This window comes from Streptomyces sp. NBC_00986, from assembly GCF_045162565.1.
Taxonomy (GTDB): domain Bacteria; phylum Actinomycetota; class Actinomycetes; order Streptomycetales; family Streptomycetaceae; genus Streptomyces.
Genome location: NZ_CP108733.1, coordinates 7,277,253 through 7,289,039, shown reverse-complemented (window position 1 = coordinate 7,289,039; position 11,787 = coordinate 7,277,253). Strand labels below are relative to the sequence as shown.

Below are 11,787 nucleotides of genomic sequence, written 5' to 3'. Positions count from 1 at the left end.
ACTCTCACGGACAACTGCGGCTACGGCTACGGCTTGTAACAGAGGGAGAACTTCCGTGCGCCCGCCTCCCCGGACGCGAAGCCGACGCACAGCCGGGTGCGGGGCTTGGTGCGGACGGCGAGGCCCTCCGGTTCGCGGTGGGTGAGGGTGTAGCCGGCCTCGGTGCGGGAGCGCTGGACCAGGGCGCCGGTGCGGATGTCGAGGCAGGAGACGTACGTGTTGCCGTGTTTCGCGGGTGGGTTGGTGGTGGAGTCGTAGGCGGAGCCCGCGAGTTGGTAGAGGTAGTCGCCGTCGAGGGCGTAGCCCTGGAACGGGATCGACGGGTCCGGGTGGGCGCCGGTCTGGGCGATGTCGGCGACGGGAGTGGAGTAGTCGCGGGCCACGAAGGCGTCCAAGTCCCAGATCCTGTACCGGGGTTGGTTGGCCAGGCGGTAGCGGATCGCTATGCGCTTCGAGGTCATGCAGACCGTGGGCTGGTTGTTGGTGGAGTTCGCGATCGGCTTGCGGATCGCGACGTCGGCGGCCGTGCGGGTGGCGCCGTTCGCGAAGTGGAAGCGGGTGACGGCCTGGCCGTAGGCACCGCCCGAACCGGCCTTCGCGGCGGCCTCGGTCCAGATCCAGACGTCGCCGTCGGCGGTGTTCTGCACGCCCATGCTGACACCGTGGCCGAAGCCCTGGAGGTGCATGTGGCCGAGCAACTTGCCTGTGTAGTCGAGCTGGTTGAGGCAGAGGTTGCCGGCGTCGGCGCCGCCCGTTCTCAACTGGAGGACGTACAGGCGCTGGTGGACCTCGTCGAGGGCGAACGACTGGAGGACCGTGGGCTCGTGCAGGGTGGCCTTCTGCCAGAGCCAGCGCACCGCCGGTGCGCTCAGGTCGATCGGCGCGACGGCCACGGTCCTCCCAAGTCCCTTGCGGGACCCGTGCGTTACAGGTTGCCCCGCTTCTCCTGCTCCCGCTCGATCGCCTCGAACAGCGCCTTGAAGTTGCCCTTGCCGAAGCCCATCGAGCCGTGTCGCTCGATGAGTTCGAAGAACACCGTAGGACGGTCCTGGACCGGCTTGGTGAAGATCTGGAGAAGGTATCCGTCCTCGTCGCGGTCGGCGAGGATCTTCAGCTCGCGCAGGGTGTCGACGGGGACGCGGGTGTCGCCCACCCACTCACCGAGGGTGTCGTAGTACGAGTCGGGGGTGTCCAGGAACTTCACCCCGGCCGCGCGCATCGTCCGTACCGTCTGCACGATGTCGTTGGTGTTGAGCGCGATGTGCTGGACGCCCGCACCGCCGTAGAACTCCAGGTACTCGTCGATCTGCGACTTCTTCTTCGCCACGGCGGGCTCGTTGATCGGGAACTTGACCTTGAGCGTGCCGTCGGCGACGACCTTCGACATCAGGGCGCTGTACTCGGTCGCGATGTCGTCGCCCACGAACTCCTTCATGTTCGTGAAGCCCATGACCTTGTTGTAGAAGCCGACCCACTCGTTCATGTGGCCGAGTTCGACGTTGCCGACGCAGTGGTCGATCGCCTGGAAGGTGCGGTGGGCGGGGGCCTCGACCAAGGGGTCGGCGGGGGCGAAGCCGGGGAGGTACGGGCCGTCGTAGCCGGTGCGCTCGACGAGCGTGTGGCGGGTCTCGCCGTAGGTGGCGATCGCGGCGAGGACGACCGTGCCGTGCTCGTCCTTCAGCTCGTGCGGCTCGGCGAGGGAGCGGGCGCCGTGCTCGACGGCGTAGGCGTACGCGGCGCGCGCGTCCGGCACCTCGATGGCGAGGTCGACGACACCGTCGCCGTGCTCGGCCACGTGCCGGGTGAGGAACTCGCCCCAGGGGGTGGCGGGCTTGATGACGGAGGTGAACACGAAGCGGGCGGAGCCGTTGGTGAGCACGTACGAGGCGGTCTCGCGGCTGCCGTTCTCCGGTCCGGAGTAGGCGACCAGCGTCATGCCGAAGGCCGTGGAGTAGTAGTGCGCCGCCTGCTTGGCGTTGCCCACGGCGAAGACGACCGCGTCCATTCCCTTCACCGGGAAGGGGTCGGCCTGCCGGGCGGTGTCGGGGGTGTGGTGAGTGGTCTGCGTCATGGGCGAAGGCTCCCGCTCCCCGGCAAGGTGCGCAATAGTTTGCGTATTGGCTGGGCATTCTGTTCAGTACTACGACCGTTTCGGCGGGCTTTCTGTACAGGATGACCATCGTTGGAGGCGGGCGCATGGGGATCGATCGTCTGGACGGCCGGATCATCGTGCTGCTGGCCGAGGAGCCGCGCATCGGGGTGCTGGAGATGTCCCGGCGGCTGGGCGTGGCCCGGGGGACCGTGCAGGCGCGGCTGGACCGGCTTCAGTCGAATGGAGTCATCCGGGGATTCGGCCCGCAGGTCGATCCGGCGGCGCTCGGGTATCCGGTCACGGCGTTCGCGACGCTGGAGATCCGGCAGGGGCAAGGCCCGGACGTCCGGGCGCACTTGACGACCGTCCCCGAGGTCCTCGAACTGCACACCACCACCGGCAGTGGGGACATGCTGTGCCGGCTCGTGGCCCGGTCGAACGCCGATCTCCAGCGGGTCATCGACCGGGTTGTCGGTTTTGATGGCATTGTCCGGGCCGCCACCGCCATCGTCATGGAGAACCCCGTTCCGCTGCGGATCATCCCGCTGGTGAAACAGGCGGCGGAAGACCCGGAAGGGACGACGAGCCGGCCGACGTAGGGGTGTGGGCATGTGAGCTTCTGGGAGTACTTGGGCAACCGGCACCAGCAGCTGCTCACCGACGCCTATCAGCACGCCAGCGCGGTCTTCCAGTGCATGGTCGTCGCCACGCTGATCGGCGTGGTGATCGGGGTCGTCACGTATCGGAGCGAGTGGGCGGGCAACCTCGCCACCACGGCCACGTCGACCATTTTGACCATTCCGTCGCTCGCCATGATCGGTCTGCTCATTCCGATCGTCGGGCTTGGCGTTCCGCCCACAGTGATCGCTCTGACCCTGTACGGCCTGCTGCCGATCGTCCGTAACGCGATCGTGGGCCTGCGCGGGGTCGACCCGTCCCTGGTGGACGCGGCGAAGGGCATCGGGATGTCCCGGCTGGCGCGGCTGATGCGGGTCGAACTGCCGTTGGCCTGGCCGCCGATCCTGACCGGTATCCGGGTCTCCACGCAGATGCTGATGGGCATCGCGGCCATCGCGGCGTACGCCTCCGGGCCCGGTCTCGGCAACGAGATCTTCCGCGGGATCGGGTCGCTGGGCAGCAAGAACGCCCTCAACCAGGTGCTCGCGGGCACGCTCGGGATCATCGTCCTGGCGCTGCTGTTCGACGCCGCGTACGTCCTTCTCGGACGGCTGACCATTCCCAGGGGGATCCGTGCCTGAGCCAGCAGAGACCGCGACCTCCGGTGCCTCCATCGAGCTGGAGAACCTGACCAAGCGGTATTCGGGCAGCGCCGACCCGGCCGTCGAGAGCGTCAACATGGAGATCAAGGCGGGTGAGTTGGTCGTCTTCGTCGGGCCGTCCGGCTGCGGCAAGTCCACGACGCTCAAGATGATCAACCGGCTGATCGAACCGACCGGCGGCCGTATCCGCATCGGCGGCGAGGACGTCACCGACATCGACCCGGTGAAGCTGCGCCGCAAGGTCGGCTATGCGATCCAGTCGAGCGGGCTCTTCCCGCACATGACCGTCGCCCAGAACATCGCGCTCGTCCCGAAGATGATCGGCTGGTCCAAGTCCCGGATCAGGAACCGGGTGGAGGAGATGCTCGACCTGGTCGGTCTTGACGCCGGTGAGTTCCAGGGCCGTTATCCGCGTCAGCTCTCCGGCGGGCAGCAGCAACGCGTGGGCGTGGCACGGGCGTTGGCGGCCGACCCGCCGGTGCTGCTGATGGACGAACCGTTCGGCGCGGTCGACCCGATCACCCGCGATCACCTCCAGGACGAGCTGATCAGGCTCCAGCACGAACTGCACAAGACGATCGTCTTCGTCACCCACGACTTCGACGAGGCGATCAAACTGGGCGACCGGATCGCGGTGTTGCGCGAACGTTCGCACATCGCGCAGTTCGACACCCCGGAGGCGATCCTCACCAACCCGGCGGACGACTTCGTGTCCGGGTTCGTGGGCGCCGGGGCGGCCCTCAAGCGGCTGAACCTGACCCGCGTACGGGACGTGGAGATCACCGACTACCCGACGGTCACCGTCGACGACCCGCTCCAGGACATCTTCAACCGGCTCCGGGACAGCGGCACCAACGAGATCCTGCTGCTCGACAAGCGCGGCCGGCCCTACAAGTGGCTGCGGCGCGGCGACATGATGCGCGCCAAGGGGTCGCTGGCCCGGGCGGGCACGCTGGTCAGCGACACGGTGACCCGGGACGCGACGCTCCGGGACGCGCTGGAGGCGGTGCTCACGGACAACGCGGGGCGGGTCGCGGTCACCGGGCGGCGCGGGGAGTACACCGGCGTCGTCGACATGGAGACGCTGATGAACTCCGTGCACGAACTCCTGGAGGCCGACCGGCTGGAGGCGATGGAGGCCCAGCACGAGCTGGAGGAGGCCCGGGCCCTCCAGACGCACGCCGAGCAGGAAGGCGCCGGCGGGGAGGAGAAGGCGTGACGACTCCCGAGCTGGAGGACGAGGAGACCGGGACCGAGGCCAAGGCCGCGCCACCGCCCCCGACTCCCCCGAAGCGACGCATCACCTGGCAGAAGCTGACCTTCCTGCCCGCCGCCCTGGTGGCGATCCTGCTGGCGACCTGGCTGTGGTTCAACCAGGCCCACCTGGACGCCATTTCGAAGAACGCGCTCTCCAACGGCCAGGTCTCCAAGGCACTTTGGCAGCACGTCCAGCTGACCGTGATCTCCACGTTCTTCGTGCTGATCATCGCGATCCCGCTGGGCATCCTGCTGACCCGCGGAGCGTTCCGCAAGGCCGCCCCGGTCGCGATGACGTTCGCCAACATGGGACAGGCCACCCCGGCGATCGGCCTGTTGGCCCTACTGGTGATCTGGCTCGGCACCGGCGAGAAGGCGGCCCTGATCGGCATCATCATCTACGCCGTCCTGCCCGTGCTCTCCAACACGATCGCGGGCCTGAAAGCCAACGACCCGACCCTCCTCGAAGCCGCCCGAGGCATCGGCATGTCCCAACTCGGCGTCCTGGCAAAGGTGGAGCTCCCCCTCGCGGTCCCGCTGATCCTGGCCGGGGTCCGAACCGCCCTGGTCCTCAACGTCGGTACGGCGACCCTGGCGACCTTCGGCGGAGGCGGCGGCCTGGGCGTCCTGATCACCACCGGCATCACCACCCAGCGCATGCCGGTCCTGGTCCTCGGCTCGATCCTCACGGTCAGCCTCGCCCTGCTGGTGGACTGGCTGGCCTCACTTGCCGAACTCCTGTTGCGTCCAAGGGGATTGGAGGCGGGCTCATGAAACGCACCTGTCTCCTGCTGGCCGGAACCTTGGTCGCCGCCGCCGGCTGCGGACTGACCAGCGGCTCCCCGATGGTCGACGACGTCAGCCCCGGCACCGTCGGCAAGGGCGAGCCTCTCAAGGGCGCCCATCTCACCGTCACGTCGAAGGAGTTCACCGAGCAGCTGATCCTCGGCGCGATGATGGGCATCGCCTTCGAGGCGGCCGGCGCGGATGTCCTCGACCGGACCGGCATCCAGGGTTCGATCGGAGCACGGGAGGCCGTCAAGTCCGGTGACGCGGACGGGATGTACGAGTACACCGGCACCGCGTGGATCACCTACCTCGGCAACAGCAAGCCGATCACCGACCCGCTGAAGCAGTGGCAGGCGGTACGGGACGCGGACCTCAAGAACGGCATCACCTGGCTGCCTCCCTCCGCCCTCAACAACACCTACGCGCTCGCGATGAACCAGGCCAACTTCAAGAAGTACGGCACGAAGACGCTGTCCGAGGTGGCCGCGCTGGCGAAGAAGGACCCGGGTGCGGTGACGGTGTGCGTGGAGAGCGAGTTCGCCAACCGCGCGGACGGACTGCCGGGCATGGAGAAGGCGTACGGGATGAACCTCCCCGCGAAGAACATCACGCAGATGGACACCGGGATCATCTACACCCAAGTGAAGAAGGGGAGTTGCACGTACGGCGAGGTCTTCACCACCGACGGGCGCATCAAGTCGATGAACCTCGCGGTGATGGCCGACGACAAGAAGTTCTTCCCCAACTACAACGCGGCGCCCGAGATCAACACGAAGGCGTTGAAGAAGTGGCCGGCGATCGCGAGGGTCCTGGCCCCGGTCACGAAGAAGCTGAACAACACGGTGGCGCAGACGCTGAACGCGAAGGTGGATGTCGACGGGGAGGATCCGCATCAGGTGGCGCTGGACTGGATGAAGGCGGAGGGGTTGGTCAAGTAGGGCCTGTGGGGGGCGAGTTACAAAGGACCAGTTGCAAAGAAGGTGTTGCAACTGGTCCTTTGCAACGCTATCTTTGTACGCATGTACGAGCCCGAGCCGTCCAAGTACCGCAATCTTGACGCCCGTTCACTGCGCGGGATCGCCCATCCGCTCCGGATGCAGTTGCTGAACGCGCTGCGCCGGTACGGACCGGCCACCGCCTCGATGCTCGCCGAGCGGCTGGGCGAGTCCAGCGGAGCCACCAGCTACCACCTACGCCAACTCGCCACGCACGGGTTCGTCGAGGACGCCCCCGAACGCGGCAAGGGCCGGGAGCGCTGGTGGCAGGCGGTCGAGCAGGGCATCGGCTTCGACGAGAACCTGCTCGTCGACGCCGACCCGGCGGTACGCGGCGCGGCCGACCTGTTCCTGCACGAGGTGGCGACCACCCACGCCCGTGAGCTGTCGACCTGGGTCGGCACCCGGGAGGACTGGCTGCCCACGTGGTCCCACTCGACCGACATGAGCGACTGGACCGTACGGCTGACACCCGAACGCACCCGTGAACTCGTGGGAAAGATCCACGAGTTGCTCGAAACCTACGAGGACGAGGAAGCGCCCGACGCAGAACAGGTGCGCTTCCACCTGCATGCCTTCCCGACCGAATCAGAGTGAGAAGAGGCAACCCCGATGCATCCGGAAACCCACCTCGCGCTGCACCACACCCGAGCCGCGGAACTCCACGCCCAGGCCGACGCCCACCGCCTCGCCGCCGAGGCCAAGCCGCCCCGACGCGAACTCCGCACCCGCGTCGGCTGGACCCTCGTAGAACTGGGCCTTCGCCTGGCCGCAACACCCAACGGCACCAAGCCCGCCGTCGCCTAACAGCCCGGCACGGAACCCTTCCCCGTCTCCAGCGCCTCCAGCGCGCTCACCGCGCCCTTCAGCGTGGTCACCGCGACCAGCCGTAGCCCCTTGGGCAGTTCGGACTTGGCGTCCGAGCACTCGGCCTTCGGGACCAGGAACACCGTCGCACCGTCACGACGCGCGGCCTGGGTCTTGAGGGCCACTCCCCCGACCGCGCCGACCGTGCCGTCGGTGCCGATCGTCCCCGTACCGGCGATGGTGCGGCCGCCCGTCAGGTCACCGCCGCTGCCGTCGCCGTTCAGCTTGTCGATGATGCCCAGGGTGAAGAGCAGGCCCGCGCTGGGGCCGCCGACGTCGGCCAGCTTGAGGGTGACCTTGACCTTCTTGTCGCTCAGGTTCAGGTACTTGAGCGCGGCGGTGGTCGCGTCGTCCTGCGACTCCTGCATCTGCTCGGTGTTGTGCTGCTCGATCTCCTTGACGCTGTTGCCGCTCGGGTAGACCGAGTCACGCGGCATGACCGCCCGGTCGGTGCGGAACCAGCTGTCGATCACATCGCTCAACGAGACATGCTGATCGGGTCCGGTCGCCTCGATCGTCGTCATGCGCAGCTGACCGCTCGTCGTGCGCACCGGCGCCCCGGAGATCGTGATCACCGGGGTGCCCTTGTTCTCGCCGAGCACGTTCGCGGTCAGACCGGGCTGCGCCAGCGAGAACGGCAGCGGCGCGAAGCCCGCCGTGGCGAGCAGCGCCACGACGGGCAGAGCGCAGGCGGCTACGGCCTGGGGGCGCGTGAGGCGAGAGAGGAGCACGGGATCAATCTAACGCGACGGCCACTTCCGGCCGGGCGCCGGTCACCCCGCACCCATCAACGGCCTCAGCGCAGCGCTTCCGCGACCTCGCGCGCCGCGTCCACGACCCGCGGGCCGACCCGCTCGGGCACCGCGTCGGCCAGCATCACGACGCCGACGCTGCCCTCGACCCCCGTGACGCCCAGCAGCGGAGCCGCGGCGCCGCTCGCCCCGGCCTCCAACTCGCCGTGCGTCAGGGTGTATCCGGGTTCGTCCTCGGCCTGGTGCCGGGCGGCGAGGATCGCGCGGCCCGCGGCACCCCGGTCCAGGGGGTGACGGAAGCCGGCGCGGTAGGCCACGTGGTAGTCGGTCCAGGTCGGCTCGACCACCGCGACGGCGAGGGCGTCCGCCCCGTCGACCAGGGTGAGGTGGGCGGTCGCCCCGATGTCCTCGGCCAGCGAGCGCAGCGCGGGGAGCGCCGCCTCCCGTACCAGGGGATGCACCTGGCGGCCGAGCCGCAGCACGCCGAGCCCGACGCGGGCCCGGCCGCCGAGATCACGGCGTACGAGTGCGTGCTGTTCGAGGGTGGCCAGCAACCGGTACACGACGGTCCGGTTGACGCCCAGTTTGTTGGACAGTTCGGTGACGGTCAGCCCGTGGTCCGTATCGGCCAGCAGTTTGAGGACGCGCAGTCCCCGGTCGAGCGTCTGGGAGGTCTCCGCGGTCACGACGCCCACTCCTTAAGTGGTGAGGTCGGCGGCTCCTTAGCGACGGATGCGTCACCGAGTCCCGTCAGTGACGCGCTTCAGAGGCCGCCGATCGGCGAGGCGGCCCGGCGTGTCCGGGCCCAGTCGCTTCACGGCTGCGCTCCGCGGCGGCGCTGCCACGGGGCGTGTGCGTAGCGGGACACTAGCGAAGGCGGTTCGCTGAGCGGAAGTCTCCGTCCAGAATCCGGGCACCGACTGGTACGGACCGGTTCCCTTCATGTCGATATGTCCTGACCTGTGGATCGCGCCTGCGCAGATTCCGCACAGATGTGCGGATCGTTTGGAGAGATGACCGCCAGGGTGACCTGCTGCGATCACTTCATGCGCGTGGCCCACTCCTGGACCTTCGCGATGCGCTGCCGCAGCTGACCGGCCGTGGCCTCGGCGCTCGGCGGGCCGCCGCAGGTGCGGCGCAGCTCGGTGTGGATGACGCCGTGCGGTTTGCCCGTCTGGTGGACGTACGCGGAGACCATGGTGTTGAGCGACTTCCGCAGCTCCATCATCTCCTTGTGGGAGACGACGGGCCGCCGCTCGGCGGGCAGTTCCAGCAGGTCGGCTTCCTCGTCCGGCTTCTTGCGGCTGTGCGCGATCTGCCGGGCCTGCCGCTTCTGGAGCAGCATCTGCACCTGGTCGGGTTCGAGGAGTCCGGGGATGCCGAGGTAGTCCTGCTCCTCCTCGCTCCCCGGGTGCGCCTGCATGCCGAACTCGGCGCCGTCGTAGAGCACGCGGTCGAAGACGGCCTCGGACTCCAGGGCCTCGAAGGAGAACTGCTCCTGCTCGCCGGTGTCCTCGTCCTGCTCCTTGTTCGCCTCCTCCATCTCCTTCTCGGACTCGGCGTACGGGTCCTCCTCGCCCTCCTTCTTCGGCTTGTCGAGGGCGTGGTCGCGCTCGACCTCCATCTCGTTGGCGAAGGTGAGGAGGTCGGGGACGGTCGGCAGGAACACGGAGGCGGTCTCGCCGCGCCGCCGGGACCGCACGAAGCGGCCGACGGCCTGGGCGAAGAAGAGGGGGGTGGAGATGGTGGTGGCGTACACCCCGACGGCGAGCCGAGGCACGTCGACGCCCTCCGACACCATCCGCACGGCGACCATCCACCGGTCGTTGCTCGCGGCGAAGTCGTCGATGCGCTTGGAGGCACCGGTGTCGTCCGACAGCACGACGGTCGCCTTGCTGCCGGTGATCTCGCGGATCAGCTTGGCGTAGGCGCGCGCCGAGTCCTGGTCGGTGGCGATGACGAGGGCACCGGCGTCCGGGATGCCCTTCCTGACCTCGGTCAGCCGCTGGTCGGCGGCGCGCAGCACGCTCGGCATCCACTCACCGCGCGCGTCCAGCGCCGTACGCCAGGCCTGGCTGATCGCGTCCTTCGTCATCGGCTCGCCGAGCCGCGCGGCGATCTCGTCACCGGCCTTCGTCCGCCAGCGCATGTTGCCGCTGTAGGAGAGGAAGATGACGGGCCGCACGACCCCGTCGCTGAGCGCGGAGCCGTAGCCGTAGGTGTAGTCGGCGGAGGACCGCCGAATCCCGTCGTTCCCTTCCTCATACGTGACGAAGGGAATGGGATTGGTGTCGGACCGGAACGGCGTACCGGTGAGCGCGAGCCGCCGGGTGGCCGGTTCGAAGGCCTCGAGGCAGGCCTCGCCCCACGACTTCGAGTCACCGGCGTGGTGGATCTCGTCGAGGATGACGAGGGTCTTGCGCTGCTCGACACGGTTGCGGTGCAGCATCGGCCGTACGCCGACACCGGCATAGGTGACGGCGACACCTTGGTAGTCCTTGCCGAGCGGCCCGGCGCTGTACTCGGGATCCAGCTTGATCCCTATCCGCGCGGCCGCCTCCGCCCACTGCTTCTTCAGGTGCTCGGTCGGCGCGACCACGGTCACCTGCTGCACGACATGGTGGTGCAGCAGCCAGGAGGCGAGGGTGAGCGCGAAGGTCGTCTTGCCGGCACCGGGGGTCGCGACCGCGAGGAAGTCCCGCGGCTGCTCCTGGACATACCTCTCCATCGCCCCCTGCTGCCAGGCACGCAGCTTGCCGGCGGTGCCCCAGGGGGCGCGGCCGGGAAAGGCGGGAGAGAGGTGGTGGGAGCTGGCGGAGGAGGCGGCGGTGGTAGTCACGGTCTCCGGGTTCGGGAGTAGGGCGGCTCGGTCACGTCGGCTACGTATGACAACCGGGCCACCCTACCGGCGGGCCGGGGGTGTCGCCGTGCGGACTGCGCCGGGGTGGCGGGGGATGGGACCGAGGTCACACCGGTTGCCCGGCGAGGCCCCGCAGCACCTCCGCGATCGCTTCTACGTCCCCCTCCGCCCCCGGGCCGGGGCGTCTCCGTGCGGACTGCGCCAGGGTGGCGGGGGATGGGACCGAGGTCACACCGGTTGCCCGGCGAGACCCCGCAGCACCTCCGCGATCGCCTCTACGTCCCCCTCCGCCCCCGAGGCCACGTCGATGACCAGGTCGTACGCACTGTCCTGGTCCACGCCGGCGAGATCGACCCCGTTCACGGCGAGGAAGACCGCGGCGGCGAGCCACGCGGTGCGCTTGTTGCCGTCGACGAGGGGGTGGTTCGTGGCGAGGGCGTGGAGAAGGGCGGCGGCCTGCTCGTACAGATCCGTATAGGCCGCCGTACCGAACATACGAGCCCGCGGCCGATGCACCGCCGAGGCGAACAGCCCCGGCTCACGCACCTCGGGCGCCCGGCCGCCGAAGGCGATCCGCGCGACGTCGGTCACTTCGCCGACGGTGAGGTGACGACGGCCGGCGTCGCTGGAGCCGTAGCCGTGCGTCATTCGCCGAGCCTCCTCAACAGACCGGCGTGCGCGACGGCAAGCCGTTCAGCAGCCGCCCGCACCGGCGCACCCTCCTCATCCAGATACCTGCCTACGGCGTCCCGCACGAGGTCCTCCGGCGACCGGCCGGTGGCGTCGGCGAGGTCGTCGAGGGCCTGGCGGAGGGTGGGGGCGAGATTTAGGTGGGGGTGTGGGTGGGGGTGGTGCGGTTGAGGTTGAGGTTGGGAGGTCGGCTGGTGCATGGGGT

14 protein-coding genes are annotated in these 11,787 nt (G+C 68.9%); 7 read left to right on the top strand and 7 right to left on the bottom strand.

Annotated features, from left to right (window positions below; translation table 11 throughout):
* Positions 1-26: 26 nt before the first annotated feature.
* Together OG504_RS32560 and hppD are read right to left on the bottom strand one after the other, a co-directional pair.
* The gene (locus OG504_RS32560; RefSeq protein WP_405992984.1) at positions 27-893 is read right to left on the bottom strand and encodes a Teichoic acid biosynthesis protein C (Precursor); all 867 of its coding nucleotides are present in this window, start codon (positions 891-893) and stop codon (positions 27-29) included.
* A gap of 32 nt (positions 894-925) precedes the next feature.
* On the bottom strand, positions 926-2,071 hold the full coding sequence (gene hppD / locus OG504_RS32555; protein ID WP_405992983.1) for a 4-hydroxyphenylpyruvate dioxygenase: 1,146 nt from the start codon (positions 2,069-2,071) through the stop codon (positions 926-928).
* A 125-nt stretch (positions 2,072-2,196) separates the two neighbouring features.
* Between hppD and OG504_RS32550 the strand changes: the two genes are divergently transcribed.
* From OG504_RS32550 to OG504_RS32520, 7 genes are all read left to right on the top strand, one after another.
* Positions 2,197-2,691, top strand: coding sequence for an Lrp/AsnC family transcriptional regulator (locus OG504_RS32550; RefSeq protein WP_405992982.1), 495 nt, complete (start codon positions 2,197-2,199; stop codon positions 2,689-2,691).
* Between the two features lie 12 nt (positions 2,692-2,703).
* The gene (locus tag OG504_RS32545) at positions 2,704-3,351 is read left to right on the top strand and encodes an ABC transporter permease (protein ID WP_405992981.1); all 648 of its coding nucleotides are present in this window, start codon (positions 2,704-2,706) and stop codon (positions 3,349-3,351) included.
* Positions 3,344-4,591 (top strand): betaine/proline/choline family ABC transporter ATP-binding protein, encoded by a 1,248-nt coding sequence (locus OG504_RS32540; RefSeq protein WP_405992980.1) that lies wholly within the window; start codon positions 3,344-3,346, stop codon positions 4,589-4,591. The genes OG504_RS32545 and OG504_RS32540 overlap by 8 nt, the downstream gene beginning before the upstream one ends.
* Positions 4,588-5,403: an ABC transporter permease gene (locus OG504_RS32535; protein ID WP_405992979.1), complete on the top strand. Its 816-nt coding sequence runs from the start codon at positions 4,588-4,590 to the stop codon at positions 5,401-5,403. The genes OG504_RS32540 and OG504_RS32535 overlap by 4 nt, the downstream gene beginning before the upstream one ends.
* Complete coding sequence (locus tag OG504_RS32530; RefSeq protein ID WP_405992978.1) at positions 5,400-6,356, top strand: glycine betaine ABC transporter substrate-binding protein; 957 nt, start codon at positions 5,400-5,402, stop codon at positions 6,354-6,356. Before OG504_RS32535 ends, OG504_RS32530 begins: the two co-directional genes overlap by 4 nt.
* Positions 6,357-6,437: 81 nt before the next feature.
* The gene (locus OG504_RS32525; protein WP_405992977.1) at positions 6,438-7,010 is read left to right on the top strand and encodes an ArsR/SmtB family transcription factor; all 573 of its coding nucleotides are present in this window, start codon (positions 6,438-6,440) and stop codon (positions 7,008-7,010) included.
* 15 nt (positions 7,011-7,025) lie between these two features.
* A complete protein-coding gene (locus OG504_RS32520; protein ID WP_405992976.1) occupies positions 7,026-7,220 on the top strand; it encodes a hypothetical protein in 195 nt (64 codons plus the stop codon).
* On the opposite strand, the gene OG504_RS32515 is transcribed toward OG504_RS32520, so the two are convergent.
* The 5 genes from OG504_RS32515 to OG504_RS32495 all read right to left on the bottom strand — a co-directional run bounded on the left by OG504_RS32515 (position 7,217) and on the right by OG504_RS32495 (position 11,782).
* A complete protein-coding gene (locus tag OG504_RS32515) occupies positions 7,217-8,011 on the bottom strand; it encodes a S16 family serine protease (RefSeq protein ID WP_405992975.1) in 795 nt (264 codons plus the stop codon). The two genes, OG504_RS32520 and OG504_RS32515, sit on opposite strands and share 4 nt — an antisense overlap.
* A gap of 65 nt (positions 8,012-8,076) precedes the next feature.
* A complete protein-coding gene (locus tag OG504_RS32510) occupies positions 8,077-8,718 on the bottom strand; it encodes an IclR family transcriptional regulator (protein WP_405992974.1) in 642 nt (213 codons plus the stop codon).
* A 353-nt stretch (positions 8,719-9,071) separates the two neighbouring features.
* Positions 9,072-10,871: a DEAD/DEAH box helicase gene (locus OG504_RS32505; RefSeq protein ID WP_033286019.1), complete on the bottom strand. Its 1,800-nt coding sequence runs from the start codon at positions 10,869-10,871 to the stop codon at positions 9,072-9,074.
* A 249-nt stretch (positions 10,872-11,120) separates the two neighbouring features.
* Positions 11,121-11,540, bottom strand: a complete 420-nt coding sequence (locus OG504_RS32500; RefSeq protein WP_405992973.1) for a type II toxin-antitoxin system death-on-curing family toxin — start codon at positions 11,538-11,540, stop codon at positions 11,121-11,123.
* A complete protein-coding gene (locus OG504_RS32495) occupies positions 11,537-11,782 on the bottom strand; it encodes a hypothetical protein (protein WP_405992972.1) in 246 nt (81 codons plus the stop codon). Before OG504_RS32495 ends, OG504_RS32500 begins: the two co-directional genes overlap by 4 nt.
* Positions 11,783-11,787 lie beyond the last annotated feature (5 nt).

What these genes read in the sequence shown, in the direction of transcription:
- hppD (WP_405992983.1), bottom strand. Translation starts at nt 2,071, where the DNA reads ATGACGCAGACCACTCACCACACCCCCGACACCGCCCGGCAGGCCGAC.
- OG504_RS32550 (WP_405992982.1), top strand. Translation starts at nt 2,197, where the DNA reads ATGGGGATCGATCGTCTGGACGGCCGGATCATCGTGCTGCTGGCCGAG.
- OG504_RS32530 (WP_405992978.1), top strand. Translation starts at nt 5,400, where the DNA reads ATGAAACGCACCTGTCTCCTGCTGGCCGGAACCTTGGTCGCCGCCGCC.
- OG504_RS32525 (WP_405992977.1), top strand. Translation starts at nt 6,438, where the DNA reads ATGTACGAGCCCGAGCCGTCCAAGTACCGCAATCTTGACGCCCGTTCA.
- OG504_RS32520 (WP_405992976.1), top strand. Translation starts at nt 7,026, where the DNA reads ATGCATCCGGAAACCCACCTCGCGCTGCACCACACCCGAGCCGCGGAA.
- OG504_RS32500 (WP_405992973.1), bottom strand. Translation starts at nt 11,540, where the DNA reads ATGACGCACGGCTACGGCTCCAGCGACGCCGGCCGTCGTCACCTCACC.
- OG504_RS32495 (WP_405992972.1), bottom strand. Translation starts at nt 11,782, where the DNA reads ATGCACCAGCCGACCTCCCAACCTCAACCTCAACCGCACCACCCCCAC.